The sequence below is a fragment of the Sphaerisporangium sp. NPDC005289 genome, from assembly GCF_040607455.1.
GTDB lineage: Bacteria > Actinomycetota > Actinomycetes > Streptosporangiales > Streptosporangiaceae > Sphaerisporangium > Sphaerisporangium rhizosphaerae.
In genome coordinates, this window is sequence record NZ_JBEXGS010000014.1 from 172355 (window position 1) to 198877 (window position 26523).

Consider the following 26523-nt stretch of genomic DNA (forward strand, 5'->3'; position numbering starts at 1 on the left):
CACCGCGTGGCCGCCCACGTCAGACCTGTTCCGCGGTGGGACGGGCGGCGCCGCGCTCGGCGCGGAGCACCTCCACGACCGCGGCGATGTCGGCGCCGGAGCCGCACCGCTCCGCGGCCTCCTCGTACCGGCGCCCGACCAGCCGCGCGATCGGCAGCGACAGCCCGTGCGCGTCGGCCGCCTCGACCAGGTGCCGCACGTCCTTGGCGCCGAGCCGGGTGGAGAACCAGCCGTGGTGCTCGCCGCCGATGATGTCGTCGACGCGGTTGCGGACGGCGATCGGCACGGTCGGCCACTGGTCGAGGACCTCGCGCAGGAGCTTGGTGTCCAGCCCCGTCGCCTCCGCCGTGGCGACCACCTCGGCGACCAGGGCGACCTCCGCCATCAGGAGATAGTTGTTGAGCAGCTTGAAGGTGGTCGCGCCGCCCGGGTCCTCGCCGCAGTACCAGTGGACGTCGAAGAGGCGGCCCCACAGGGGCTCCAGCCGTTCCACCAGATGGCGCTCGCCGCCGAGCAGGCCCGAGGCCCTGCCTTCCAGGACGGTCCTCGGCGCGCCGATGATCGGCGCGGCCACGAACCGGCTCCCGGGCGCGAGGTCCGCCAGCCGGCGGGAGGTGCGCGGAGAGACGGTGCTCATGTCCACCACGATCGGCCCGTCGGTGCTGGACGCCTGCTCGGTGAGCCTCTCCATGACCTGCAGAGCGGCCTGGTCGTCGGCGAGCGACATGAGCACCGCGTCGGCGCCCCGGGCCGCCTCAGCGGGGGAGGACGCCTCCACCGCCCCGGCCGCCACCACCTCTTCCGCCTTGCCCGGCGTGCGGTTCCACACCCGCGGCCGATGCCCTTGAGCGGCCAGCCGCACGGCCACCGCACGCCCCATGTTGCCCATTCCCAGGACAGTTATTTGCATATGTCATCCCCCTGCCGCCAATTGTCGCCGCAAGCGCCGCTCTCGCCGCGGAGACTCGCTGGAGAAGGCCGGAGATGGGGATCTGGCGGGCGTGCTGAGCTGGGATGTCATTCATGTGTGATAAGGGCGGAGTTCGCGCTCGCTGATTGGTGTCATGGGGGAGAGGGGTATATACACGCATAATTCCGCCCGGAGCGGGGACACGCGGCCGCATGGCCGGGTGAGGACGCGAACCGCATATATGTTTGCCGCAGGAGCGCATAATCGGGGGGCACGAATGGAAAACCGTCGACGCGGGAACAGGGCCAGCGGCCTGGCAGCCATCGGAGGAGCCGGTCTGGCGTTGCTGTGCGCCCTGCCACCGGCCGCGGCCGCGGCCGCGCCGCGGGGCGCCGACCCGGACGCGGCCGCTCTCGGCGACATCTGGCGCCGGCAGGCCGAGGCGTGGGGCAAGGGCGACGCCGTCGCCTACGCCGCGATGTACACCCCGGACGCCGACCTGGTGAACATCAAGGGCGAGCACCTGCACGGCCGCTCGGTGATCGCGGCCCGCATCGGGTACTACTTCAACAACCAGCTCAGGAACACCCAGATCACGCGGCTGGCCGAGAGTGTCCGCATGGTGGCGCCCCTGACGGCGATCATCCTCAGGAAGGACTGCGTCCTGTACGCCGCCGAGAGTGTCTGCCGCCCGTCCAACCTGTCGATCAACAGCAGCGTCGCCGTCAAGCGCCAGGGCCACTGGCTGATCGAGTCCTTCCAGAACACCCTGGTCAGCCCCCAGGAGGAGCGCCAGCGCCCGTTCAGGATGACCGGCGGCCCGGCCCCCGACCACCCCTCCGTCGCGCTCGCCGCCGCCCAGCCGCCTCCCGTCGCCCCCAACGCACCCGCCCTCGCGCCGCCCGGCGCGGCCACACCAGGCCTCTCAGCGTCCGGCGCGGTCGCAGCGGCGCCGGGTCTCGCGTCCTCCGGCGCGGCCGCACCCGCCCTCGCATCGCCCGCCGCGGCCGCCGGTGACATCGCGGCCGAGCTCACCGCGTTGAGGCGGCTGTGGTTGCGTCAGGCCGACGCGTGGTCCAAGGGCGACGGCAAGGCGTACGGCGCCACCTACACCCCGGACGCCGACTTCGTGAACGTCACCGGCGAGCACCTGCGCACCAGCGCCGAGATCGGCGAGAAGTTCCAGCGCTACCTGCACGCCCAGCTCGCTCACAGCCGCATCGTCACCCTGGAGGAGAAGATCGACCTGGTCTCCCCGACGGTCGCCTTCATCATCCGCAAGGGGTGCGTGCATTTCGGCGCGGAGAACAAGTGCCGCCCCAACACCGTGTCCTACAACACGAGCGTCGTGGTCAAGAAGTCCGGCCAATGGCTGGTCAGGTCCTTCCACAACACCCTGGTCAACCAGCCCGGCCGCAAGACCACCCCGTCCCCGAGCCCCACCCGCACCTGACGGCACACCCCGCCGGCATGGTCAGGGCGTCCCGACGGCTCGGCGTCCCGACGTCCCGGCGTCCCGGCGTCCCGACGGCCCGACGGCCCGACGGCCCGACGGCCCGACACGACGGTGGGCACCCGGGCGGAGCAGGCGAGGCGGAATCACCGAGCCGGGGCGGAGCCGGCCCGCCCGGCTCGGCATGCCTTCGCCTCCGTGTTCACGAAGCACGCACGGCCATCAGGCGCCCGCCCTCGACGAGGAGCGAGGCGGCGTTCAGAGGCGGGTGGCGGTCAGGACCACCGCTTCGACCGCCTCGCCGACCGCGTATGCGGCAACAGCAGAGATGACGCCCATGACGAGGGACAACAGGCATCCTCGCCCGCCGCCCAGCCGCGAAGAGGGCGGTGACAGGTCGTCGAACGGCCGCCAGAGCGGGCGGGACTCCAGGACGAGGAACAAGATCGCCCCGCCACGGCCCACCGTGAACAGCCAGAACCACGCCCAGCGGTTGCCGGTGCGCGGCCGTTCCGTGGCGAGCATGCCCAGCAGGGCCAGGACCCAGGCCGCGCCCACCGGCCACGACCCGTAGGGCACCGGTACGTGGAAGGGCCAGCGGGGAAGGAAGCCTCGCCCGTTCTGGGTGCCGATCCGCCGGTCCACGGGAGGCGGCCCGTACACGACGCTCAGGTCCGCGTTCAGATCGGTCTGCGAATACCCGCTGGTGCCAGGAACGGGGAGGATCGCGCGCGACCAGAACAGCGTCCCGGACGACCACCGCAGGTCACGCAGGACGCGCCCGGACCCTTCGGCGATGACGTAGCTCACCTCCCCAGCCCGCAGCGCCGCGCGGAACTCCCCGAGGGGGCGCAGGGGCGGGTTCCCCGAGAGGGCGGTGACGAGCGCCCCCCATGACAACACCACCAGCAGCAGCACCCGTACCCATAACAGCACCACCACGCCCGGCTCCACCAGAGCAGGCCTTCCCCGTTGCACGTCCACAGCACTCCCCGTCATCACCCATACGGCCGTCCCCGCCCAGGCGATCCCGCCCCCGCGCCCCTGTTCCGGTGACCTCGTTCCGGCGGCGCCGCCGTGCCGTCCGCATCCCTGGGCTCACTTTGCCGCCGCCCCCCGACGCGAATCAAGGGCCCCCGGCCACCCGCCCATGCGCGCCCCCGGCCGGAAAGCGACTCCACAGCGAAACAGGCGCCGGCCGGACGACGGGAGCCGCCAGCCAACGCCGCGGACGTGCGGTCATGTCGTGGTGCCGTGCATCGGGTTCTGGCGCTGGCGTGTCCGGCCACGCCAGGTTACACTTATTTCAGATATTCTCGGTGGGAGGTGGTCATGCCCCGCACAGGCGTTCTGGCCGGCGCGACCCGTGTCGAGGCGGACAGCGGCGATCGCGAGCTGCTTGCCCACCTGGAGGCGGCAGCGGCCTCGACGAAGGCGTCGCTGGTGCTGCGAGAGCCCGACGGTGCCGACATCGAGTTGCCCCGGTCACTGGTGAGCCTCCTGGTGGCGGCAGCGCACGACCTGGCGAAGGGTAATGCCGTCCTCGCTTTGCCGGTCGAGACTCGGCTGACTCCGAACGAGGTCGCCGAACTGCTGGGACTGTCCCGCCCCTTCGTCGCGCGACTGCTCGACGAAGAAGAGATCCCCTCGCAACATCTGCCGGACAGCCGTCATCGTCTGGTGCGCCTCGCGGATGTCCTGGAGTTCCAGGCTCGTCGCGAACGCCGCGCGGAAGGCCGTCGCAGGATCATGGAGGTAGCCGAAGAGGCGGATCTACCCTACTGACCTCTGACCTCCCGGGGAGCATGCCGATGGTGCGGGTCTTCGTTGACACTCGAGTGCCCGAGGAGGACTACAAGTATCTGCTGGACCAGTTGGTCGGTCCTGATCCCGATGATCTTCACCACATGGCGGCCGCCATCGCCGGCCGCGCACAGACCTTGGTCACCTGGAATCTCGCCGACTTCCCTGCCACGACCTTGGGCCGCTATGGGCTGACCGTCACCGATCCCGACAGCTATCTGTGCTCTCTGCTGGCGCAGAGCCCTCACGAGGTGGGCGCGGCCCTGGCCAGGATGGCGGCGGGCAGGCGGCGACCGCCCATGACCGCAGTGGACATCACCCATGCGCTGGAACGTGCCGGGGTGCCCGTGTTCGCCCGCAGGTTGCGCGACCGCCTGCTCGTCGTACCCGAAGGCCTCTGATCAGATGGCCTGCTTGGTGGCAGGGGAGGGGCGGATGGGGAGGGTCAGGGGGACGAGGAGGAAGGCGGCCGCGGCGGTGAGGAAGGGGGCGGGGCCGGTCTTGCCGGTGAGGCCGGCGGCCAGTGCCACCACGCCGGGCACCGCGGGCTGGGCGAGGCCCCAGGACGATCCGAGGAAGGCGAACCACCGGGGTCGCTCGGCCTCCGGGGCGGTGTCGGCGATCAGTCCCATCCACCGGCCGAGCAGCACGCCGTTGACGCTCGCCCAGGCCAGGTAGGCGCCGATGACGACGGCGAGGCCCTGTGCCCGGGCCATGGCCAGGGCGAGCAGGCCGAGCAGGATGGCGCCGGCGGCCAGCACGACCACGTGGGAGCGGCCGGTCAGCGGCCGCCGCGTCGCCCACAGCGCCAGCGGGGCCAGCAGGGCGGCGCCGGCCAGCACGACCCCTGGAAGCCACGCCGGGGCGCCCCGCCGCAGGAGCTCCAGGGGAAGGAACATCACCACCGCCAGGTAGCCGAGGGCGAAGGCGGTGCCGGCGACGGTGAAGCGCACCAACACCGGCGGCGGCCGCCAGCGTCCCCCGCCCCGCCTATGGCCGGGCCGGCCGCTCGTGAGGGCGGGGCCGGTTCTCGGGAGGAAGGCCAGAGCGACCGCCGCGGCGGCCAGGCAGGTGAGGGCGTCGACGACCACGAGCCACCGCACTCCCAGCGGCAGGAGCACCGCGGCGATCAGCCCCGCGACGGCGCCCGCCGCAACCAGCGCGTTGCCCAGCAGCGCGTACAGCTCCTGGCGCCGGTCGCCCTCGGTGACCGTGGCCACCAGTTCCTGGCTCGCCGGCTCGTAGATCTCGAAGGCCAGGCCCACCAGAGCGATGCCGATCAGCACCTGCGCGGGAGTGCGCGCGAAGGCGAGGATCGCCAGCGACATACCCGTCGCCCCCAGGCCGGCGGCCACCGTGAGCCCCGGCGGCAGCCGGTCGAGCACCAGCGCCCCGCCCCAGCGGGACAGCAGGGCCGCGACCCCGAAGACCGCCAGAGCGGCCGGGGCGAGATCGGGCCCGGCGAGGACCGCGAGGAAGGCGAGCGCGTAGGCCCCCAGCTGGTTGAGCACTCGCACCCACAGCAGCGCCTTGGCCGCCCCCGGCAGCGCAGCCGACACCTCGGACCTCCCGTCGTCATCGGAGGGGTCGCGGGGATGCTCACGGCGGTGGCCGGACCCGTGACGACCACCGTCATCGGAAGGGTCGCGGCGATGCTCGTGGCGGTGGCCGGACCCGTGACGACCACCCGAGCGCAGACCCGCCACGGCGGCGGACAGGCGGAAGGCATCCTGCCGGTCGGCACCGACATTTCCACGGTCCACGGGGCCGCTCCCCGGCCTGCGGGTTCCCGGCATCTCCTGGGATGTGGGCGCTCGCCGCGAGTGCGTCTCCAGGGAGGCTCTGTCCCTCGTTGTGATCCTCGGGTATGGCGATCGCTCACAAGGAAGGACCGGGCATGGGTGGCGAGGGCTGGCGGGCGAAGGTCCGGCGGTTCGCCGCCGTGACGCTCAGGGGAAGCTGCGTTCTGCTGCTCCATTTCGGCCGGACGGGCGCGGCCTACGTCGTCATGGCGCATGCGGAGCCGGACGACACGCCGCCGCGATGACGGCCGGCCCGGTCAGGGCGCGTGGTGCGTCCTGCCGGGCCGGTGGAGTGGCCGCGGGGTCTCAGCCCATGTGGGGGTAGCGGTGGTCGGTCGGCGGGACGAAGGTCTCCTTGATCGCGCGGGCGCTGACCCAGCGGACCAGGTTGAAGATCGAGCCTGCCTTGTCGTCGGTGCCCGAGGCGCGGGCCCCGCCGAAGGGCTGCTGGCCGACGACCGCGCCGGTGGGCTTGTCGTTGATGTAGAAGTTGCCCGCCGCGAAGCGCAGCCGCTCGGTCGCCGAGGCGATGGCGTACCGGTCCTGGGCGATGATCGAGCCGGTCAGCGCGTACGGAGACACGCTCTCCATCTGGTCCAGGACGGCGTCGAACCGGCTGTCGTCGTACACGTGCACGGCCAGGACGGGGCCGAAGTACTCCTTGACGAAGATCTCGTCGGCCGGGTCGTCGCCGACCAGGATGGTGGGCTTGACGAAGTACCCGGTGGAGTCGTCGTAGGAGCCGGTGAGCACCTCGATGCCGCCGGTCGCGCGGGCCCGGTCGATGGCCGCCTTGTTCTTGGCGAAGGCGCGGTCGTCGATGACGGCGCCCATGAACGTCGACAGGTCGGCGGCCACGTCGCCGACGGTCAGAGACTCGGCCGTCGCGACCAGGTCGTCCTTGATGGCCGACCAGACCGACCGCGGGACGTACGCCCGGGAGGCGGCCGAGCACTTCTGGCCCTGGTACTCGAACGCGCCGCGGATCAGCGCGGTGGACAGCGCGGCCGGGTCGGCGGAGGGGTGGGCGAGCACGAAGTCCTTGCCGCCGGTCTCGCCGACCAGCCGCGGGTAGCTCCGGTAGCCGGCGATGTTGGCGCCGACGGTGGCCCACAGGTGCTGGAAGGTGGCCGTGGAGCCGGTGAAGTGGATGCCCGCCAGGTTCGGGTCGGTCAGCGCGACCTCGGACACGGCGGCGCCGTTGCCGGTGACCATGTTGATGACGCCCGGCGGCAGGCCCGCCTCCTCCAGCAGCCGCATGGTGAAGTGCGCGGCGAACTGCTGGGTCGGGGACGGCTTCCACACCACGACGTTGCCCATCAGGGCGGCGGAGGTCGGCAGGTTCCCGGCGATGGCCGTGAAGTTGAACGGGGTGATCGCGAGGACGAACCCCTCCAGCGGCCGGTACTCCATGCGGTTCCACACGCCCGGCGAGGAGATCGGCTGCTCCTGGTGGAGCCGGCGGGCGAAGGACACGTTGAAGCGCAGGAAGTCGATCAGCTCGCACGCCGCGTCGATCTCGGCCTGCTGCGCCGACTTGGACTGGCCGAGGATCGTGGCGGCGTTCAGCGTCGCGCGGTACGGCCCGGCCAGCAGGTCGGCGGCCTTGAGGAAGATCGCGGCCCGCTCCTCGAACGGCAGCGCCCGCCACGCCGGCGCGGCCTTCAGCGCCGCGTCGATGGCGGCGCGCACGTCGCCGGCGGAGGCGTCGGCCGTGCGGCCGAGCACGTGGGCGTGGTTGTGCGGCTGGACGACGTCGATCGAGGCTCCCGCGGCCATGCGCCGCTCGCCGCCGATCGTCATCGTCAGGTCGATCGCGGTGCCGGACAGCTCCTTCAGGCGGCTCTCCAGCACCGAGCGCTCGGCGCTGCCGGGTGCGTAGCCGTGCACCGGCTCGTTGGCCGGGACGGGGACGTTGCTGACGGCATCCATGGAAGACCTCACTTGGAGCGGAGTGAACGCAGGAAGAAGGCGACGTTGGCGGGGCGCTCGGCCAGGCGGCGCATGAAGTAGCCGTACCAGTCGTCGCCGTAGGGGACGTACACGCGGACCGTGGAGCCGGCGCGGGCCAGCGCCTCCTGCTTGTCGGTCCGGATGCCGTAGAGCATCTGGTACTCGAAGGAGTCCCGGCCGCGTCCGGCGCGGTCGGCCAGCAGCTCGGTGATGGAGATCAGCCGGTCGTCGTGCGTGGCCACCATGGGGTACCCCTTCCCCTCCATGAGGATGCGCAGGCACCGCACGTACGCCTTGTCCACGTCGGCCTTCTTCTGGTGGGCCACCGACGCCGGCTCGGCGTAGGCGCCCTTGACCAGCCGCACCCGCGAGCCCTCGCGGGACAGGTCGCGCAGGTCGCCCTCGCTGCGGAACAGGTAGGCCTGGACGGCGACGCCGGTCGCCGGGAAGTCCTCGCGCAGCTCCCGCAGGATGGACAGCGTGGAGTCGACCGTGGTGTGGTCCTCCATGTCCAGCGTGACGGTGGTCCCGGCGTCCCGCGCGGCGGCGCAGATCTCCCGGGCGTGGTCGAGCGCCATGCCGCGGTCGAGCATCTGCCCGACGGCGGACAGTTTGACCGAGACCTCGGCCCGCGTGCCGAGACCGATCGGGCGCAGCGCGTCGAGCATCGAGACGTAGGCCTTGACCGTCTCTGCGGCGGCCCGCGCGTCCTTGGTCTCCTCGCCGAGGTGGTCGAGGGTGACCGTCAGGCGGGCGTCGGTGAGGCGCTGGACGGCCGCGAGCGCGGATCCCGCGTCCTCACCCGCGACGAACCGGTCGACCACGAGCCGGGTGACCGGGAAACCGGAGACGGCGCGGCGCGCGAGCGGGCTCCGCGAGACCGCCAGAAGTACGGAACCGAGCATGTTCACCACCATAAATGCGCAGGTGAGCGGCTTCTATGGACATCCGCCACGGGCCTCGTCTACCCGCTTCATACAGATGTATGACAATGGGCGGGTGGATCTGCAGGAAATCGTGGACGACATCGCGCGCATTCTGGACGCCTCGGCGACGCTGGAGGACCGGGCCTTCCAGTTGCTCGCCTACGCGGCCCAGAGCGGCGACATCGACGCCGTCCGGCGCGAGTCCATCCTGCGCCGCCGCGCCTCCGACGAGGTGCGCGCCTACTTCGAGGGCTACGGCGTCGCCACCGCCGCCGGGCCGGTCCGCATCCCCGCCGACCGCGGCCTCGGCGTGCTGGCCCGCGTGTGCGTCCCCCTGCGCCACCGCGGGGTCACCTATGGATACCTGTGGCTGCTGGACGCCGGCGCGCTCACCGACCAGCGCCTGGACGCCGTCGCGCCGCTGGTCGCCCGGGCCGCCGCCGCGCTCGCCCAGGAGGCCCGCAGCCGCCAGGACCTCGGGGTGCGCCTGCGCGACCTGCTCTCGGCCGACCCGGAGGTACGCGCCGCGGTCCCGCTGGACCTGTCCGGCCCGGTGGCGGCGGTCGCCGTCCGCACCGCCTCCGGTGTCGTCGCGCCGCTGTGGACGCTCCCGCGCGGCGTGCTCGCCGACGCCGGCGACCCGCTCACCGCCCTGCTGGCGCCCGCCGGGCAGGCGGCCGCCGTCGCCGCCCGCGTCCAGGGCATGTACGGCACGGCCGCCGGCGTGGGCGGCCCGCGCGAGGACCCCGGCGAGGCGTGGCGGAGCTGGCGGGAGGCGACCCTGGCGCTGCGCGCGGCCCAGAGGGTGCCGCGCCTGGCCCCGGTCGCCGTCTGGGCCGATCTCGGGGTGCACCGCCTGCTGGTGCGGCTGTCTCCGGCCGAGCTGGCCGACCTGGCGGCCGAGGCCGCCGCCCTGTCCGGCGAGCTCGCCGCCACCGTCGGCGCCTACCTGGACCAGGGCGGCCGGGCGCGCGAGACCGCCGCCCGGCTCGGCGTGCACCGCCAGACGCTGTACTACCGGCTGGCCAAGGCCGAGCGCGTCACCGGGCTGGACCTGGACGACGGTGAGAACCGCCTGGTCCTGCATCTCGGGCTCAAGGCCGCCGAGCTGCTCGCCGGCGACCGTCAGGGCGCCCGTCAAGAAGCCCGGTAGATCTTGACCCAGTCGACGAACATCGACACGGTGCGCGGCGTCGAGGCGTTCCTGCACGGCGACCACTGGTTGCACACCACGTCGTTCTGCAGGGTCAGGTGCATCGGCTGGGCCTCGGGCACGCGCGGCCCGGTGTAGTCCCACACCTGCCTGCCGTCCAGCCAGAACGTCAGCCGGCCGGGCAGCCGGTCGACGGCCACGGTGTGCCACTGGGTGAAGTCGGCCCGCATCTGGCTCTGCGCCTGCGGGGCCTCGCCGCGGTGGACGTAGATGCCGCCGGTCCGCCGGGTCGGGTCGATCACCTCGGCGAAGTCGATCTCGGCGTACTCGCCGCGTTCGCTGCTCGGCCACAGGAGCGCGACCAGCGAGTACCCGGCGCCGGCCTCGCCGCGGAAACGCACCTCCCACCGGCCGTAGGTCTGCGACAGGTGGGAGGCGACGCCGCCGGACAGGTCCTTGCCGCCGTAGAAGCCGCCGGTCATGCGCAGCATGCCACCGCCGACGCTGGTCGCCTGTGCCGTGCGCGGGTTCACCTTGGCGTCGGGGGAGTGGTACACCTCCCAGGTGCCGCGGTCGATCTGGGTGCCGTCGAAGTTCTCCACCAGCACCGGGGCGCCCCACCGGGGGTCGGTGCCGGACGTGGCGCGCTGCCCCGCCGTGGGCGCCGCGCTCGTGGCGACCGGGGGCGGCACGGTGCTGGAGGCGGTCGGCGGCCCGCCCGGCCGTGCCCCCGGGGACGTGCCCGGCGGCACGTCCAAGGGAGCGCCCGGGCCCGGCGGCCGGGAGGAAGGAGTGCCCGGCGGCCGGTACGACGGGCCGCCGCGCGGCCCGTACCGGTGGTCGTAGACCGGGGGAGGCGGGTAGCCGGGCGCGCCCAGAGGAGCTCCCGAGGAGCCGCCCGGGGAGGCGGCGCGCGGCACCCGGCTGGGCACCGGGCCGGCGTGCGGAGGGAAACTACGGTCGCCGGCCGAGGGGGACGCGCCGGCGTGGACGGGCGGACGCCCGTCGCCGGGGCGCCGCCCGTGCGGGCCGTCGTGGCCGGGGCCAGGACAGAGGGTCAACGTCGTCGCCGCTACGATCATGTATGCGCTACGAATCGACATGCGCCCATGAAAGCAAGCATCGTCCCCTGATCACAGGGTTATAGCGATTTGGCGTTCCCGGTCGGACGCACCGCTTCACCAATCTGGTCGTTAGCCGCACACTTGGCGTTGTGTCCGACTACGAGGTACTTGTCCTGGGTTCCGGACCCGGCGGCCAGAAGGCGGCCATCGCGGCCGCCAAGCTCGAACGCCGCGTCGCGATCGTCGAGCGGCGCAGCATGATCGGCGGCGTGTGCATCAACACCGGCACGATCCCCTCCAAGACCATGCGCGAAGCCGTTCTCTACCTGACCGGCCTCAACCAACGAGAGATGTACGGCCAGAGTTACCGCCTGAAGGAAGACGTCACGGTGGCCGACCTGACCATGCGCACCGCCCATGTGGTGGGGCGCGAGATCGACGTCATCAGGAGCCAGCTGTCGCGCAACCGCGTGACGCTGCTGCTCGGCTCGGGCCGCTTCCTCGACCCGCACACGGTCGAGGTGGCCGACGAGCACGGCAGGGGCACCAAGATCACGGCCGACAACATCATCATCGCGACCGGCACCCGGCCCGCCCGCCCGGACAGCGTGGAGTTCGACGACCGCACGATCATCGACTCCGACGGCATGATCCAGCTCGACAAGGTGCCCGACTCGATGGTCGTCGTCGGCGCCGGGGTGATCGGCATCGAGTACGCCTCGATGTTCGCCGCCCTCGGCACCAAGGTCACCGTGGTCGAGCGGCGCGAGCGCATGCTGGAGTTCTGCGACCTTGAGGTGGTCGAGGCGCTGAAGTACCACCTGCGCGACCTCGCGGTCACCTTCCGGTTCGGCGAGACGGTGGCCGCCGTCGAACGGCGGGCGCGCGGCTGCGTCACCGTCCTGGAGAGCGGCAAGAAGATCCCCGGGGACACCGTCATGTACTCGGCCGGCCGGCACGGCGTCACCGAGGCGCTGAACCTGGAGGCCGCCGGGCTCACGGCCGACGCCCGGGGCCGCATCGCGGTCGACCAGGACTACCGCACACCTGTGCCGCACATCTACGCGGTCGGCGACGTCATCGGCTTCCCCTCGCTCGCGGCCACCTCGATGGAGCAGGGACGCATCGCCGCTCACCACGCCTGCGGCGAGCCGCTGAAGGGCATGTCGGACCTGCAGCCGATCGGCATCTACACCATCCCCGAGATCAGCTACATCGGCCGGACCGAGGACGAGCTCACCAAGGCACTGGTGCCCTTCGAGGTCGGGATCTCGCGGTACCGGGAGCTGGCCCGCGGGCAGATCATCGGCGACACCTACGGCATGCTCAAGCTCCTGGTCTCGCCCGACGACCACGCCCTGCTCGGGGTGCACGTCTTCGGCACCGGCGCGACCGAGCTGCTCCACATCGGGCAGGCCGTCATGGGCTGCGGCGGCACGGTGGACTACCTGGTGGACGCGGTCTTCAACTATCCGACCCTCGCCGAGTCCTACAAGGTCGCCGCCCTCGACGCCATGAACAAGATCCGCAGGATGGCTCGCTTCGCCGACTGAGATCCGCCGGCCGAGACCCCGCGCCGAAGGCCGTTCCGCCCCGCCCGGGGTGGAACGGCGAAAGCCCGTGCCGAGGGAGGTGGCACGGGCTTTCGTCCCTCCGCGCGCACCGGTCGCTTTCGAACAGTGAATGTTTCAGCGGACCGTGGACCGCACGGCCGGCCGGAGGGTCGCTCCCGGCCCGGGGCGCGCTCGCCGGTCGCGGGTGCGGATTCCGGCTCGTCGCCGGGCGCGCGGTCTCCCGCGGGCCGCGGGCTCCGCGATCGCGGAGCGGGCCGCCGGCGGAGCGCGCCGTCGATACGTCCCGCCCCGCACCGGCGTTTGAGCCCGGACGAAACCCGTGGGCGTTGACCGCCGGTCCGGGAAGGTGCTGAATTCGCTTTGCTCGAAGTCGGCGCTACATGAAGGGATGTCCATGATTGCTGGGAATCCGGTCCGGCGGGTGCTGGCGCTCGGCTCGACGCTGGTGGCGATCGGCGCGTTGGGCGTGGTGGCGTCGCCGCCCGCCGCCGCCGACGGCATCGTTCTGCAGGCCACGGTGGACTGCCTCAACAACGACTACTACGGGGACACCAGAGACTGGTATCCCACGATCACGGCGCTGCCCTACAGCTCCATGACGGCGATCCCGGCCACACACGCGTGGCAGTACACCGTGACCCTGCCCGCCGGCAGCACCTCCGCGGCGAGCGTCCCCGCGACGTGCAGCAGCGGACACCAGTACGGCGACTACGCGGGGTCGGTCGGCTCCGTCAGCATCCCCGCGGGCACGACCACCGTGACCGCCACCTGGGGGTGCTATGCCGCCCCCGTGTACCCCGGCCCGTGGCTCACCACCTGCAGCCCGCAGTCGGTGACGTACAGCTGACCGTTCGTCCCCGCGTCCTTAGAGAACCGACGAGCCCGCGCCACCACCGGTGGCGCGGGCTCGAGGAGTGTGGAGGGAGCCGGCTCAGGCGGCCTCGGCCTCTTCGGCGTCGGCCTCGGCGGGCAGCGCGACACCGGTGACGGTGTCGTACACCCGCACCAGCTCGCGGCTGATGCGCTCCATCGAGTAGCGCGAGCCGGCGCGGTCGGCGCCGGCGAACCCGAGGGCGGTGCGCCGGGTCAGGTCGCCCAGCAGCAGGCGGGTGCGGCGAGCGATCGGGGCGGGGTCGTTCGGGCGCACCAGCAGGCCGGTCACCCCGTCCACCACCGAGTCCAGGTGGGCGCCGACGGCCGAGGCGACGACCGGGACGCCGCAGGCCATGGCCTCCAGGGCCACCTTGCCGTTGGGGACGGCGACCGGCAGCGAGAGCACGACGTCGGCGCTGCGCATCAGCTTGGCGATCGAGTTGTGCGGCACGTGCCCGAGCAGGGTCACGCGGTCCTCGACTCCGACCTCCTTGGCCAGCAGGCGCAGCCGCTCGAGGTCGGTCTCGGTGTCGGGGGCCCCGGCGACCGGGCCGCCCGCGATCAGCAGCTCGGCGCCCGGGATGCCGTCGAGGGCCCGGATCGCGGTGTGGGCGCCGCCGCCCTGGGTGATGTGGCCGACGTGGACGAGGCGGGGGCGCTCGCCACGCGACAGGGACGGGCCCTGGCGGCGGAACCGCTCGGTGTCGACGCCGTGCGGGACGACCGCGATGTTCTTGCGCGGCACGCCGAGCCGGATGAGCTCCTCGCCCTCACTCCCGCAGGAGGCGATGACCGCGTCGGCGCGGCGGCCGATCGCGCGCTCCAGCCGCACCCGCGCGGCCTGCCCGGCGCCGCCGGGACGGATGCGCGAGGAGCCGAGCTGGTGGAAGGTCTGCACGATCGGGATGTCCATGCCGTCGGCCGCGGCCACCGCGGCCAGGCCGCCGGTCCAGGAGTGGGCGTGGACCACGTTCGGGCTCTCCTTGGTCCAGCGCCGCCGCAGCTCTTCGCTGAACTCCGCGATGTGCGGCATGAGGTCGCTCTCCGGCAGCGGCTGCGCGGGGCCCGCGTCGATGTACTCGATCGTCACACCGGTGGCCACCTTCACCCGCGGCTTGCGGTCGGGAGCGTTGCGGCGGGTGTAAATCGTGACGCGGTGGGAACTGCTGAGTTCGCGGGCGATGGCCGGAATGTCGGCGGGAAGCACGTGCACGGAGACGATGGCGATATTCACTGGGGCACACCTCAGGGATGCCGGGTCGCACAGGACCCGAATGGCGTACTGAGTTGTGCCTGCGTCTTAGGCACGGAATCTGTGTCTAAGCTTACCGGCGTCTGGAACTCGACAAACCCCTCAGGGCAAAAAATCTTAGAAAAACCTTGTTGCCCGGGTTGCAGGAGAAACGTCCCCGTACGTGCGGACGGCGTCCGCGCAGGTCAGCGCGTGCGGCGCATGGCCAGGATGGTCGCCTCATCGAGGATCTGACCGCCGCAGAAGGCCCGCTGGTCCTCCTCGACGGCCTTCACCACCGCCGCTCCCGGCTGGCCCGTGCACCGCGCGAGCACCTCGGTGAGCCGGCTCTCGCCGTACGCCAGCTCCTCCTGACCCGACCTGCCCCGCGAGCCGGCCAGCCCGTCGGAGTACAGCACCAGCGTCTCGCCCAGGGCCAGCGCGACCTCCTCGACCGGGACGGCCACGCCGGTCTCGATGCCGAGCGGCATGCCGCCCCCGGAGGTGTAGCGCACCCCGCCGTCGTTCTTCAGGATCGCGGGCGGATGGTTGCCGGCCGAGGCGAGCCTGACCCGCCCGCCGCGCCTGCCCGGGGTGACGAACCCGGCGGCGACCATGACGAACATGCCGGTGTCCTGCGCCACCAGGGCGTCGTTCAGCCGGGCGACCACCGTCCCCGGGTCGTCCTCCCACACGCTGAGCGTGCGCAGGCCGCCGCGCACCATCGCGGTGACCGAGGCGGCCTCCTCACCCTGCCCGACGACGCCGCCGACGGCGAAGCCCCAGCCGTCCTTGACCGGGAACACGTCGTAGAACTCCCCGCCGATCGCCCTCGGCCCCGCGCCGGTGTGGTACGTCGCGGCCACGTCATAGCCGGGGACGTCGGGCAGTGTGCGCGGCAGCACGCCGGTCTGCAGGGTGTCGGCCGCCTGCGCGCTGCCCTGGAAGACGCGCTGGGCACGCAACGCCAGCCCGATGTGCGCGCCGGCGTCCTCCATGAGCGCCAGGTCGGCCAGGCCGAACGGCGGCCGCTCGCGCATCCGCAGCAGCGTGATGACGCCGTGCACCTCCTCTCCGGCCAGGATGGGGACGCTCAGCACCGAACCCGCCCGGGTGGCGTGCAGGACGGAGGAGCCGTCCGGCAGCGCGCCGAACACGGTGTCGTCCTCGACCATCTCGTGCACCACGCCGCCACCGCTCGCCAGCACGTGCGCGACCAGCGCCGCCCCCGAGGGGTCCATGCGCTCCAGCGTCTGCACCAGGCGGGCGACGGGCTGGTTGGCCGGCCCGATGACCAGGGAGCGCTGCGGCGCGCCCTCGCGCACGACGTCGGCGAAGACCCAGTCGGCGGTGTGCGAGGCGAGCAGCCGGCCGGCGCGGATGAGCGCGACCGGCTCGCTGAGGCTCTCCTCGTCAAGCAGCAGGCGGGTGAGCCGCGACATCAGCTCCTGGCGGCGCGCGGCGGCCATGATGAAGGACTCTTCGGGCGACTGCTCCGGCTCCGGCGCGACCTGGCCGGCCTCGGGCGCGCGCACCTCGACCGGCAGCGCCACCGCGGCGATCATCTCCTGCGGCTCGCCGGCCATGCGCAGCTGGGTCAGGACCAGCCGCACGTTGTGCGCGCGTCCCTGGTGGGCCAGCCGGGTCGGGAAGGCCGCCGTCTCGCCGGTGTGCAGCACCGAGGTCAGATGGGAGCGGAACGCCGCCCGGCGCGAGACGTCCACCAGCAGCGGGAAGGCCCGGCCGGTCAGGTAGCCGTCCGGGCTGCCCAGCAGGCGGGACGCCTCGGCGTTCACCCGCCGCACCGTGCCCGTCGTGTCCAGGATGATCACCGGGACGGGAAGGGTGCGGTAGACCGTCCGCAGAAGCTTCAGCTCGCGGTTGGAGCTGCTCTCTTTGCCGCCCGACCTGCGCCTGGTCTTGCCCAGCTCGCCGATCGAGGCCCGCAGCAGGTCGCGGGCCGTGTCCAGTTCGACCAGCGCGGCGTCCAGGGTCGGGCCGGGGTCGCCGGGGTAGGCCGAGCGGGCGTCCCGGAGCGAGGAGATGCGGGCCGTCAGGCCGCTCAGCGCCTGCTCCAGTGCGGGAAGATCAGTGGGGTCGGTCAAGTTGCGTCCTTCGGATGGCGGCGGGGAGCGTGGGGTCCCCCTGCTAGACCGTACGTCAAGGAGACGCCCGTCATCGATGAGCACCTCCCGGCGGGAATTAACCTGGCTCTGAGGGGAAGCGGAAGGCCTGTATGGAGACGATGCGCATGTTCAGTCCGGCCCTCGCCCGGGACCTCGCGGCCCTTGGCCGCGTCAACGAGGGCACCTCCATGGAGAGCGTCCTCAGCGGCGTGACCAGGGCCGTCGCCGTCGGGGTGCCGGGGTGCGCGGGCGGCACCGTGGAGTTGCGGCGCGACGAGCGCCTGATGCTGTCGGCCTCGCACAGCGACCTCATCGCCCTGGTCGACCGCGAGAGCGCCCTGCGGGAGGGGCCGTCGGTCGAGGCGGTGGCGACGGGCAGGAACGTCCTGATCCCCGACGTGCTGCAGGAGCCCCGCTGGCCCCGGTACGCCGCGACGGCCGTCAAGCACGGGGTGCGCTCGTCGCTGGTGCTGCCCATCTCGGTGGACGGCGCGACGCTGGTGCTCGGCCTGTACGCCACGCGGCCGGGGGCCCTGGCCGGCGGCTCGGCCGACCCGCTGGCCGCCCTGCTCACCGAGCAGCTCACCGTGGCCCTGGCCAACGTGTCGGACTACGACGAGGTGCTCACCGACGCCGCCCAGATGCAGGAGGCGCTCGCGGGGCGCGCGGTCATCGACCAGGCCAAGGGCATCATCATGCACGCGAGCGGCTGCTCGGCCGAGGCTGCCTTCGACGAGCTGCGCCGGCTCTCGCAGCACCACCAGGTGAAGGTGGCCGACCTGGCCCGCCTGCTGGTCAGCGAGCACCAGAGCAAGCATGGCGGCGCCCTGCCGTCCTGACCGCGTTCGTGTGACTTCTCATGCTTCGAGGCACTTTAGCGCCATATATCTGCTCGAAGCGGGGCGATCGGTCACTCCTTGAACGCGGCGAGCGCCTCCTCGGTGGTGTCGTACAGCGGCAGCCGCTGCGCCAGGCCGGTCACCCACATCACCTTGGAGTTGGAATATTGCACCCCCACCAGGGCGAAGTGTCCCTTCGCCGCCATGGTGCGCTGCCAGTGATGGACGATCAGCCCGAGCGCCCGGGAGTCCATGAAGGTCACGCCGGCCAGGTCGAGCACCAGGTCGGGGCCGTGGTCGTCGGCGATCTGCGCCAGCCGGTCGGTGAACCGGTCGCGCGTCGTCGCGTCGAGGATGCCGCTGACCCGCACCACCGGCACATCGTCCGTGAGCTCGGACGTAAGGGTCAGAGCGGAATTCGCCCTGTCTGGAACGGTCACCACGCGCCTCCAAGCCGCTTCCCTGGCGCATGGCGCCAACCCCATCGGGGGTCAATCGCAACATTACTGTTGCCTGGGGGGTAGCAATACTCTTGATTTTTGGGGAATACTGGAGCCGAGGTCCAGCAGAGGGCCTCGTCTCGACAGTAGTACGCGAGGCGATGTCGGCTCTGCATGGGCATTGTCGGTTCCGCCTCGCTTGCAAGGCATACGAGGGAGCAGCAATGGCTGCCGAGAACCACACCTTCTCCCAGACCGACGTCACCGCCGAGGACCTGCTGCGCGAGCTGCACGAGCCGGGCACGACGCACGACCGGCAGGCGCGGCTGCGAGAGATGATCGTGGAGATGCACCTCCCGATGGCCCGCGAGATCTCGCGGCGCTACCTCCACAGGGGCGAGCCCATGGAGGACCTGCTCCAGGCCGCGTACGTCGGCCTCATGAAGGCGATCAACGGATTCGACGCCGAGCTCGGACATAGCTTCAGAGGCTATGCCATGGTGACCATGACCGGCGAAGTGAAGCGCCACTTCCGCGACCGCACCTGGGCCGTACGCGTGCCGCGCCTGTACCAGGAGCGGCGCTCGGAGCTCAACCGCCTGGTCGCCGACTTCACCCAGGAGCTCGGCCGGTTCCCCACCGTCGCCGAGCTGGCCAAGAGGATGGGCATCTCCGAGGAGGACATGCTCCTCACGATGGACGCCTCCGCCGCCTACAGCACCCTGTCGCTGGACGCCCCGATGGGCGCCGACGACGACGCGGCCGCGCTCGGCGACCTCATCCCCGACGAGGACGACGAGCTGGCGACGCTGGTCGACCGCGAGGCCATCAAGCCTCTGATCGACCAGCTCCCCGAGCGGGAGCGCAACATCCTCCTGCTGCGCTACTACGGCAACATGACCCAGGCGGAGATCGCGGCGGAGTTCGGCATCTCGCAGATGCACGTCTCGCGCATCCTGCGCAAGGTGCTCGACCAGCTCCGCTCGCAACTGGTGGCCGCGGGCTGATTAAGCCGCCCTTCCTGGGGCACTGAAGGGCGGAACAGTAGTCGCGTGGAGGGGGCACTTCCCTTACGGGCCGATATCCCGGGGTATCTTCGTCGATGTAATCGGCCCCGAGCAGGGTGACCTTTCCATAGCTGATCGCTTCTGGAGGCGGTTATCGGGTGAACGAGGACGAAGTCCCTCCTCCCCGCTTCCTCTCGGACGGGGGCGGCCCAATGCCGCTCCCGTCCGGCGTGGTGGTCAAGGAACTGACCTTCAGTGTCGGAGACCTGCCCGAGGTGCGGGACTTCGCCGCCCTACAGGCGCGCCGCGTGGGGATGCGCCACGACTCCATCGGCGACTACCTGGTGGCCGTCAACGAGGTGGCGACCAACGCCGTCACCCACGGGGCGGCCAAGGCGCGGATGCGGGTCTGGTGCGACGGCGGAGACCTGCTCGTCGGCGTGCACGACGACGGGCACTGGGTCCCCGACGAACCGCCCGGAATGATCGCCCCGCACGACTACTCCACCAGCGGCATGGGCCTGTGGGTCGCCCGGCGGCTCACCAAGGAGCTCGTCCTGCGAACCGGGCAAAACGGCACAGAACTAATAATGCGCTTCAAACTGCCGTAAATCCCCATGTAGTCCTTGGGGGCCCGGGGTACGTCCCCGGCTATGACCCTGCGAATCCCGAACGTGCTGGTCGTGGGCGGCGGCGCCGTCGGCATGCTCGCCGCCCGCCGCCTGGAGAAGCGGCTCCACCGCGGCGAGGCCCGCGTCACCGTGGCCGACCTCGACTCCTACATGACCTACCAGCCGTTCCTCGCCGAGGCCGCCGCGGGGAGCGTCGAACCCCGGCACGTCGTCGTCTTCCTGCGCCGGGTGCTGCCCCGCTGCCAGATCCTCAGCGGCAGGATCAGCCGGGTCGAACTGGCCTCGCGCACCGCCCGCTTCCACCCCCACGAAGGGCCGGAACGCGTGCTCGAGTACGACTACCTGGTGTTCGCCCCCGGATCGATCTCCCGCACGCTGCCCATCCCCGGGCTCGCCGAGTGGGGCATCGGCTTCAAGACCCTCGAAGAGGCCATCCACCTGCGCAACCACGTCCTCGCCCAGCTCGACCTGGCCGACTCCACCACCGACGAGCGCGTGCGCAGGCGCGCCCTGACGTTCGTGTTCGTCGGCGGCGGCTACGCCGGCGTCGAGGCCCTGGCCGAACTGGAGGACATGGCCGCCGACGCCTGCCGCTACTTCGCCCACGTCAGCCCCTCGGACATGCAATGGATCCTCGTCGAGGCGTCCGGGAAGATCCTGCCGGAGATCGGCGTCGAGATGGGGAAGTGGACCGCATCCCAGCTGCGCATGCGCGGCATCGAGGTGCGCACCGGCACCCGGCTGGAGTCCGCGGTGGACCGCCACATCATGCTCAGCGACGGCGACGCCTTCGACGCCGACACCTTGGTCTGGACGGCGGGCGTCAAGCCCAACCCGCTCACCGCCGCCTCCGACCTGCCCCTCGACGAGCACGGCCGGGTCAAGGTCGACGCGGGACTGCTCGTCGACGGCACGCGGTTCGCCTTCGCCGCCGGCGACTGCGCAGCCGTCCCCGACCTCACCCGGCCCGGGCGGACCACCCCGCCCAACGCCCAGCACGCCACCCGCCAGGCCGTCCGGCTCGCCGACAACCTGATCGCCACCCTGCGGGGCGAGCCGCGCCGCCCGTACCGGCACCGCAGCGCCGGATCGGTCGCCAGCCTCGGCATGTACCAGGGCGTCGCCAACGTCTACGGGCACCGGATGCGCGGCTTCCCCGCCTGGTTCCTGCACCGGACCTACCACCTCAGCAAGATCCCGACGATGAACAAGAAGGCCCGCATCCTGATGGACTGGACCCTCAGCCTGCTGTTCGCCCGCGAGATCGTCTCCCTCGGCGCCATGCAGGACCCCCGCCAGGAGTTCGAACTGGCCGCCCGCACCGCCCACCGCCCCGTCCCCGCCCGCTCCCCGGCCGCCTCCGGCGCCCGCGAGTGACCCTTGGCGACGCGGCGCGGGAGGAGGGCGGGCCGTACGGCGCGCAGGGGGTGCTCTGGGGGAGGGGGCGAGGTTCCGCCGCGCGCGTCCCGGAGACGCGGAAGGGCGCCGCCCGTGACGGACGGCGCCCTTCCTCCTTCACCGCGTGCCCCGAGGCCCGGAGGGGACGCGCGGTGGGGTCCTCAGCCGTTCGGGGGAGCGCCGCTGATCTCCGACAGCGGAGACGACGGCCGGTTCTCCAGCGCCATGTCCCCCAGGGACACGATGCCGACCGGCCGGCCGTCCACGACCACCGGCACCCTGCGGACGGCCCTTTCCCGCATCAGCCGGATGACGTCCTCGACGTCCTGGTCCGGCCGGGCGGTCACCAGGTCGGAGGTGCACAGGGCACCCAGGGGAGTCGAATCGGCGTCCCTGGCCTCGGCGACGGCGCGCACGACGATGTCCCGGTCGGTGACCAGGCCGCACAGCCGGTCGTCCCTGGTCACCAGCACGTCCCCGATCGCCTGGTCGCGCATCAGGCGCGCCGCCTTGGACACCGGAGCGTCCGCCGGCAGGCAGACCGGCCGATGCGTCATGACGTCCCGTACCTTCTGGCTCATCATCGGCACCCCATCTCCGCCCTCGAGTCGCCGTGCCGTCAGCGGCGGGTGCGCCGGTAGCCGCGCCACGGGGCGCCGCCGCCCATGCTGGCCGTGCCGATGCCGCCCTGGTGCAGGGCGAGCAGGCACAGGCCCAGCGCGATCAGCGCCGTGGTGGAGATGCCGATGCTCGTGCCGAGCAGGCTGAACAGGAAAGCGATGCCGAAGACGATCGCCGCGACGATGGCAAGCATCGGATTACCTCACTTCGTGTCGGCCGGGCCACCGCTGCGCGGGGCGCCGGAGTAAGAGAGCCCCACCAGGTCCTGGAGGAGCGAACGGTAGTCGCGCAGAGCGAGCCGGAGCCGCTCGGTGTCGTTCTGGTCGCCGTCCTTCCACTGGTCGACCAGAGCCTGCTTACGGGAGGTGATCGCGGCGACGGCCTCGTCGACCAGCCCGTCGGCCCGCTCGACGGCTTCCCGGGGGTCGTCGACGAAGCTCACCTGGACCTCGCGCCACCGCCGCTCGAAGTCCTCGGCCCCGAACCCGCGGTCGCTCCCCCCGGTACCACCGGAGACGGCCGTCCCCGCGGCCGCGGTGCCCACCTCGCCGGCCGTGGTCCCGACGCCGGCCACGGAGTCCAGCCCGGTCGTGGTGCCGGCCACGGAGTCCAGCCCGGTCGTGGTGCCGGTGCCGTGGGGGACTCCGGCGTGCGTCTCGCCGGACCGCTCGTCCAGGTCGTCCCTGGCGCTCACCGGCTCGGGCTCCACCTGGGGCACGGCCGACAGCTCGGCGTCATCCGCCCGGGTCGGGTAGTCGGCCTCCTCCGGGTAGACCATCAGGTCCCGCTCGGGGGTCGTCTGCCCCACCGGCGTCGCCCGCCCGTCAGCGGCGGCCTGCTCGTCCGAAGCGTCCTCCGACCGGGCGTCGCCCAGGCCGGGGGAGTGGTGGGCCGGATCCGGGTCACCCGCCGCGCCGGTGCTCAGCCCGGACGCGCGGTCGCCGGGGTCGGCGGAGTCGGTGGTGTCGTCGTCGTCCCGCCCGGTCAGGTCGTCCGACCCCCGGTCGACCGCGTGGCGCTGATCGGCCTCGTCCAGCCGGTCGTGCTCGTCCCGCACGCCCGGTCCGTCGTGGTCGTCCGTCGTGCCGAACCCGTCGTGGTCGTTTCGCGTGCCGTGGTCGTTGTGCACGTCCAGCCCGTCGTGGTCGTTTCGCGTGTCGTGGTCGTTCCGCGTGTCGTGGTCGTTCCGCACGTTCAACCCATCGTCGTTTCGGGCGTGGGACACGTTCATGTCGTTCCGCACGCCGAGTCCGTCATTGTCGTGCCGGTCGTCGTCGGGGTCGTCGTCCTCGTCCAGCCCGCGCTCGCCGGCCCCGCCGGCGTCGCCCGCCCAGTTGGGCCGGGAGGGGTCGTAGACGGTGCGGATGTCATCGACGGGGGAACCGGAGGCGTCGCCGTTCTCGGGCCGGTCGGAGTCCGGGTCGTGCACCGATCCGGGCGTGGGGTCGCGGCGGTACGGTTCCATCGGTCAGCTCCCCTGGGCGTTGCGGTAGGTCTGGCCGCCGGCGACTCGGGTGCCGGTCTCGGAGGAGGCGTGACCGCCCGGCTCCTGGCCGCCGTACTGCCGTCGGTCCTGCTCACGGCGCTCGAACTGCTGCCGGTCGAGCTCCGCGTCGCCGAACCCGGCGCCGTTGCGCCGCTGCCCGTCGTACCCGCCGGAGTCCGTTCCCGTCTCGCCGTCCGCCCGCCGCCCGGCGGCGTCGCCCTCGTACGCCTGCCGCTCGCCGTGAGCGGTCTCGGCCTCGCGAGCCGTCTCGACGTCGCGGCGCTCCTCGCGCGCCTCCTCGTACCGGCGACGCTCGTCGCGCGGGTCCTCGGCCTCGCGCCGCTCGGCGCCGATGTCCGCCGCGTCCTCCAGCAGTTCCTGGAACAGCGCGCGGTAGTGCACCATCGCCTGCCGCAGCTCCTCGGTCGAGGCCTCCCGGCGGGCGGCGCGGCTGCTGATCTCGTGAGCCTTGCGGTAGCGGTCCAGGGTCTGGCCGTGGGCGACCGACAGGTCGGAGACCTGCTGCTCGAAGCCCTCGGTCGGGTAACCCCGGTCGGCCATGACCGAGGTGACCAGATGATCCGCCTCGGTCACCGCGAAACCGGGAGCGTCCACGAACCGCTCCTGAACCTCGGTCCACTTCTTGGAGTAGGACGACCGGCTCTCCGCGGACAGCGGCCGGATGTCCAGCTTGGCGTGACGCTGCTCCCTCTCGAGCAGTTCCTGCTCCGCCTCACGGCGATTCTCGCGTTCACGCACGGTGCGCTCGTACTCGGGTCCGAAGCGTTCTTGGAGTCGACGCCTGCGCTGCTGCTGCGCCACGAGGTAGCCGACGGCCAGGATCGCCACCACCGCGGCTACAACGACGGCCACCCAGGTGATGGTCATGTCTGCCTCCGGTTATGTCTGCCTTTGTAACCCCCCGACTGCCCGAGAAGACGATTCCAAAACGACACGATCCCCCGGTTTTCCTCGACGTCCGCTCCAGGGCCACGACCCGCTCGAGCGCCGGTCAACGGCCCCCCTCGCCGACACGGGGAATCTCCCCGCCGAACCCCCCGGCGGGCCACCGCCCAGGACCCCATTCGCCCGAACCGTCCCGGGTCGCCCAGCTGCCGGTCAGGACCCGTTCTGCGGCGGTTCCTCCTGTTCCGCTTCCCCTTCCCCTTCACCGAGGACGGCCAGGGCGCCCTTGAGCACCGACTCCACGTGCGATTCGCCGGCCACCGGCGTCTCGAAGAACCCCTCCTCCGGGTCGTAGGAGATGTCCAGGCCGCTGTCCACGAGCCTGCGAGCCCAGCGCAGAGCCGTGTTGACCTTCATGCGAGGGACCTCGCCCCCCTGGGCCACCGCCGACAGGTTCCTCAGGTTGGTGGCCGGCCCGGTCTGGTTGTGGGCGCGGTTCAGCTTCCACGGAATGGCCGCGCTGTGGTCGAGCATCGGCTTGGCCAGCCCGGCCGCCCGCTTGGCCTGCAGAATCCCCGACTCGGTCACCCCGAAGTGTGCGGCCAGTCGCGCGTTGGACCATCCGCCGGCGACCAGCCGCCCCAGCTCATCCCGATCGATATGAGCCTTCCGCCCCATATGCCCATCCCGCCTTCAGTCGGCTCCACCGCTTCATCGCGCCACGAGCTCCGAAGATCGATCATCGGCCATCCCGCGACGCTCGCAGCTAAGACGCGCGACCAGTGGGACAGGAGTGCCCACCCGCCAGGCTCACCCGTACGCAGGACTGCTCGATCTGCGCTAAGGTTGTTCTTGCTCGCCACGGCGGGCAACGGGACGTAGCGCAGCTTGGTAGCGCACTTGACTGGGGGTCAAGGGGTCGCAGGTTCAAATCCTGTCGTCCCGACAGACGAAAAGGTCTGTCGATCTGGGAGTAGTCCCAGCTCAACAGACCTTTCTTAATGTCGGTCGGCTCATCGCGTGTGGCTACACCACCCGCAGCCGGGGATCATTTGGGGACCAGCGCCCCGAGAGTTGGGCAGGTCGCGGCTGACGGTGCAGCCCGTTCTGCCTCAGTGGTCCACTGGCCGTTTTCAGCAGGGCGCCAGCCGGCCGAGAGCGTCCCGGGCGTGCCGCACCGCCTCCGGCACGCTCAGCCGCGCACCGCGTGCGAACTCCGCCGCGAACCGCTCGTCGCCCAGCAGGGCCCGCGCGGCGGTGGTGATCCGGTCCACGTCGCCACGTTCGGCCGGCGGTAGCGGGGCACCGACCTGGCGGCGTGCCGCGTCCGCGGCGCCCCGAGCAGCAGCGCCGCGCACCGGGCACCAGGTTCGCCGCCTCCCAGCGCGGAGGCTCCGGCGAGTCCTTCCAGCGACAGGGCGAAGGCGCTGACCGCGACGTCGGCGCCCGAACCCTTACCGGGTGGAGTCCTGGATGGCCTGGATCAGGGCGACGGTGGCCGGTGGGTCGGGTGGGTCGCCGTAGGTGACGGCGTAGAGGCGGCGGGTGAAGCCGGCCAGCTCGGTGGCGTGGATGTCGGGCCGGCGGTGGGCCTGGAGGGCGAGTCCCGGCAGGGTGGTGACGCCTTTGCCGGCGGCGACGAGGGCCTGGACGACGACCATGTCGTCACTGAGCGAGGCGATGCGCGGGGTGAAGCCTTCGCCGCGGCACACGTTGATCAGTTCGTTCCGGCATCGTTCACAGCCGCCGATCCAGGGGGAGTCGCGGTGGTTGGTGAGGCTGTCGCCCGGTTGGCGGCTGATGAGGTAGACGGGGTCGTCGCCGACGTGGACCAGGCGGAAGCCCTCGTCCTCCTCTTCGACCGGGGCGTTGGCGTAGCGGAAGATCAGGGCGACGTCGATCTCGCCCTGGCGCAGCATCTGCAGGGCTTCGACGGGGTGGTGGTCGATCAGGATGAGTTCGAGTCCCGGGTACGCCTGTTCCAGGGCGACGGCCGCCTTGGGGACGATCGTGCTCAGGGTCGAGGCGTTGGCGGCCAGGCGGACGCGGCCCGATCGGAGGCTGGCCTGGGTGGCCAGTTCGTTGGCCGCGGCGTCGACGCGGCCGAGGATCTCGGTGGCGCGGCCGGCCAGCAGGCGGCCTTCCGGGGTCAGGCGGATGCCGCGGCCGACGCGCTGGATGAGCCGGACGCCGGTGGCCGCTTCCAGGCGGGCCAGGTGGTGGCTCACCGACGACTGCGAGTAGTGCAGGTGTTTCGCCGCGTCGGTCACGGACCCGAGGTGCGCCACCGCGGCCAGAACCCTGAGGTGGACCAGGTTCAGCATGT

27 protein-coding genes and 1 tRNA gene are annotated in these 26523 nt (G+C 71.9%); 12 read left to right on the forward strand and 16 right to left on the reverse strand.

Features of this window, described 5'->3' with window-relative positions:
- Positions 1–19: 19 nt before the first annotated feature.
- Positions 20–910, reverse strand: coding sequence for an NAD(P)-dependent oxidoreductase (locus ABZT47_RS24550; protein ID WP_354846320.1), 891 nt, complete (start codon positions 908–910; stop codon positions 20–22).
- A gap of 277 nt (positions 911–1187) precedes the next feature.
- Here ABZT47_RS24550 and ABZT47_RS24555 point away from each other — a divergent pair, with 277 nt between their 5' ends.
- Complete coding sequence (locus ABZT47_RS24555; RefSeq protein WP_354846323.1) at positions 1188–2363, forward strand: SgcJ/EcaC family oxidoreductase; 1176 nt, start codon at positions 1188–1190, stop codon at positions 2361–2363.
- A 258-nt stretch (positions 2364–2621) separates the two neighbouring features.
- Here the strand turns inward: ABZT47_RS24555 and ABZT47_RS24560 are convergent, their stop codons facing one another.
- Entirely contained in the window at positions 2622–3305 is a 684-nt protein-coding gene (locus ABZT47_RS24560) for a hypothetical protein (RefSeq protein WP_354846326.1), read from the reverse strand.
- A gap of 390 nt (positions 3306–3695) precedes the next feature.
- Between ABZT47_RS24560 and ABZT47_RS24565 the strand changes: the two genes are divergently transcribed.
- Positions 3696–4148, forward strand: a complete 453-nt coding sequence (locus tag ABZT47_RS24565) for a helix-turn-helix domain-containing protein (RefSeq protein ID WP_354846329.1) — start codon at positions 3696–3698, stop codon at positions 4146–4148.
- 26 nt (positions 4149–4174) lie between these two features.
- Complete coding sequence (locus ABZT47_RS24570) at positions 4175–4567, forward strand: hypothetical protein (protein WP_354846332.1); 393 nt, start codon at positions 4175–4177, stop codon at positions 4565–4567.
- On the opposite strand, the gene ABZT47_RS24575 is transcribed toward ABZT47_RS24570, so the two are convergent.
- Positions 4568–5725 (reverse strand): MFS transporter, encoded by a 1158-nt coding sequence (locus ABZT47_RS24575; protein ID WP_354846334.1) that lies wholly within the window; start codon positions 5723–5725, stop codon positions 4568–4570. It lies immediately after the preceding gene.
- A 308-nt stretch (positions 5726–6033) separates the two neighbouring features.
- On the opposite strand from ABZT47_RS24575, the gene ABZT47_RS24580 reads away from it, so the two are divergent.
- Positions 6034–6213 carry a hypothetical protein gene (locus tag ABZT47_RS24580; RefSeq protein ID WP_354846337.1) on the forward strand — a complete coding sequence of 60 codons (180 nt, stop codon included), beginning with the start codon at positions 6034–6036 and terminating at the stop codon, positions 6211–6213.
- A 61-nt stretch (positions 6214–6274) separates the two neighbouring features.
- On the opposite strand, the gene pruA is transcribed toward ABZT47_RS24580, so the two are convergent.
- Both pruA and ABZT47_RS24590 read right to left on the reverse strand, forming a co-directional pair.
- Positions 6275–7900, reverse strand: a complete 1626-nt coding sequence (gene pruA, locus ABZT47_RS24585; RefSeq protein ID WP_354846340.1) for an L-glutamate gamma-semialdehyde dehydrogenase — start codon at positions 7898–7900, stop codon at positions 6275–6277.
- A gap of 8 nt (positions 7901–7908) precedes the next feature.
- On the reverse strand, positions 7909–8826 hold the full coding sequence (locus ABZT47_RS24590) for a proline dehydrogenase family protein (protein WP_354846343.1): 918 nt from the start codon (positions 8824–8826) through the stop codon (positions 7909–7911).
- Positions 8827–8920: 94 nt separating this feature from the next.
- Here ABZT47_RS24590 and ABZT47_RS24595 point away from each other — a divergent pair, with 94 nt between their 5' ends.
- Positions 8921–10000, forward strand: a complete 1080-nt coding sequence (locus ABZT47_RS24595) for a helix-turn-helix domain-containing protein (RefSeq protein ID WP_354846346.1) — start codon at positions 8921–8923, stop codon at positions 9998–10000.
- On the opposite strand, the gene ABZT47_RS24600 is transcribed toward ABZT47_RS24595, so the two are convergent.
- Positions 9985–11103 (reverse strand): family 16 glycosylhydrolase, encoded by a 1119-nt coding sequence (locus ABZT47_RS24600; protein WP_354846349.1) that lies wholly within the window; start codon positions 11101–11103, stop codon positions 9985–9987. The genes ABZT47_RS24595 and ABZT47_RS24600 overlap by 16 nt on opposite strands.
- 110 nt (positions 11104–11213) lie before the next feature.
- Between ABZT47_RS24600 and sthA the strand changes: the two genes are divergently transcribed.
- Together sthA and ABZT47_RS24610 are read left to right on the forward strand one after the other, a co-directional pair.
- Positions 11214–12617, forward strand: coding sequence for a Si-specific NAD(P)(+) transhydrogenase (sthA, locus tag ABZT47_RS24605; RefSeq protein ID WP_354846351.1), 1404 nt, complete (start codon positions 11214–11216; stop codon positions 12615–12617).
- 415 nt (positions 12618–13032) lie between these two features.
- Positions 13033–13485, forward strand: a complete 453-nt coding sequence (locus ABZT47_RS24610) for a hypothetical protein (RefSeq protein ID WP_354846354.1) — start codon at positions 13033–13035, stop codon at positions 13483–13485.
- Positions 13486–13569: 84 nt separating this feature from the next.
- On the opposite strand, the gene ABZT47_RS24615 is transcribed toward ABZT47_RS24610, so the two are convergent.
- Positions 13570–14745, reverse strand: a complete 1176-nt coding sequence (locus ABZT47_RS24615) for a glycosyltransferase (RefSeq protein WP_354846356.1) — start codon at positions 14743–14745, stop codon at positions 13570–13572.
- Between the two features lie 203 nt (positions 14746–14948).
- Positions 14949–16847, reverse strand: a complete 1899-nt coding sequence (locus tag ABZT47_RS24620; protein ID WP_354846359.1) for a SpoIIE family protein phosphatase — start codon at positions 16845–16847, stop codon at positions 14949–14951.
- Between the two features lie 146 nt (positions 16848–16993).
- On the opposite strand from ABZT47_RS24620, the gene ABZT47_RS24625 reads away from it, so the two are divergent.
- On the forward strand, positions 16994–17707 hold the full coding sequence (locus ABZT47_RS24625; RefSeq protein WP_354846362.1) for a GAF and ANTAR domain-containing protein: 714 nt from the start codon (positions 16994–16996) through the stop codon (positions 17705–17707).
- A 71-nt stretch (positions 17708–17778) separates the two neighbouring features.
- Here ABZT47_RS24625 and ABZT47_RS24630 read toward each other — a convergent pair whose 3' ends face one another.
- Positions 17779–18147 (reverse strand): STAS domain-containing protein, encoded by a 369-nt coding sequence (locus ABZT47_RS24630; protein ID WP_354846364.1) that lies wholly within the window; start codon positions 18145–18147, stop codon positions 17779–17781.
- Between the two features lie 224 nt (positions 18148–18371).
- On the opposite strand from ABZT47_RS24630, the gene ABZT47_RS24635 reads away from it, so the two are divergent.
- The 3 genes from ABZT47_RS24635 (at position 18372) to ABZT47_RS24645 (ending at position 21163) form a co-directional block, all read left to right on the forward strand.
- Positions 18372–19154 (forward strand): SigB/SigF/SigG family RNA polymerase sigma factor, encoded by a 783-nt coding sequence (locus ABZT47_RS24635; RefSeq protein WP_354846367.1) that lies wholly within the window; start codon positions 18372–18374, stop codon positions 19152–19154.
- Between the two features lie 212 nt (positions 19155–19366).
- Entirely contained in the window at positions 19367–19765 is a 399-nt protein-coding gene (locus tag ABZT47_RS24640) for an ATP-binding protein (RefSeq protein ID WP_354846369.1), read from the forward strand.
- A 42-nt stretch (positions 19766–19807) separates the two neighbouring features.
- Positions 19808–21163 (forward strand): FAD-dependent oxidoreductase, encoded by a 1356-nt coding sequence (locus ABZT47_RS24645; RefSeq protein WP_354846372.1) that lies wholly within the window; start codon positions 19808–19810, stop codon positions 21161–21163.
- A 182-nt stretch (positions 21164–21345) separates the two neighbouring features.
- Here ABZT47_RS24645 and ABZT47_RS24650 read toward each other — a convergent pair whose 3' ends face one another.
- From ABZT47_RS24650 to ABZT47_RS24670, 5 genes are all read right to left on the reverse strand, one after another.
- On the reverse strand, positions 21346–21741 hold the full coding sequence (locus ABZT47_RS24650; protein ID WP_354846375.1) for a CBS domain-containing protein: 396 nt from the start codon (positions 21739–21741) through the stop codon (positions 21346–21348).
- A gap of 62 nt (positions 21742–21803) precedes the next feature.
- The gene (locus ABZT47_RS24655) at positions 21804–21998 is read right to left on the reverse strand and encodes a hypothetical protein (protein ID WP_354846378.1); all 195 of its coding nucleotides are present in this window, start codon (positions 21996–21998) and stop codon (positions 21804–21806) included.
- A 9-nt stretch (positions 21999–22007) separates the two neighbouring features.
- Positions 22008–23270, reverse strand: a complete 1263-nt coding sequence (locus ABZT47_RS24660; RefSeq protein WP_354846380.1) for a hypothetical protein — start codon at positions 23268–23270, stop codon at positions 22008–22010.
- Positions 23271–23273: 3 nt separating this feature from the next.
- On the reverse strand, positions 23274–24179 hold the full coding sequence (locus ABZT47_RS24665) for a hypothetical protein (RefSeq protein ID WP_354846383.1): 906 nt from the start codon (positions 24177–24179) through the stop codon (positions 23274–23276).
- Between the two features lie 231 nt (positions 24180–24410).
- A complete protein-coding gene (locus ABZT47_RS24670; RefSeq protein ID WP_354846385.1) occupies positions 24411–24875 on the reverse strand; it encodes a hypothetical protein in 465 nt (154 codons plus the stop codon).
- Positions 24876–25069: 194 nt separating this feature from the next.
- Here ABZT47_RS24670 and ABZT47_RS24675 point away from each other — a divergent pair.
- Positions 25070–25143 (forward strand) — tRNA-Pro (locus ABZT47_RS24675).
- A 187-nt stretch (positions 25144–25330) separates the two neighbouring features.
- Here the strand turns inward: ABZT47_RS24675 and ABZT47_RS24680 are convergent.
- Positions 25331–25471 (reverse strand): hypothetical protein, encoded by a 141-nt coding sequence (locus tag ABZT47_RS24680; RefSeq protein ID WP_354846388.1) that lies wholly within the window; start codon positions 25469–25471, stop codon positions 25331–25333.
- Positions 25472–25651: 180 nt separating this feature from the next.
- Positions 25652–26521, reverse strand: coding sequence for a LysR family transcriptional regulator (locus ABZT47_RS24685; RefSeq protein WP_354846391.1), 870 nt, complete (start codon positions 26519–26521; stop codon positions 25652–25654).
- Positions 26522–26523 lie beyond the last annotated feature (2 nt).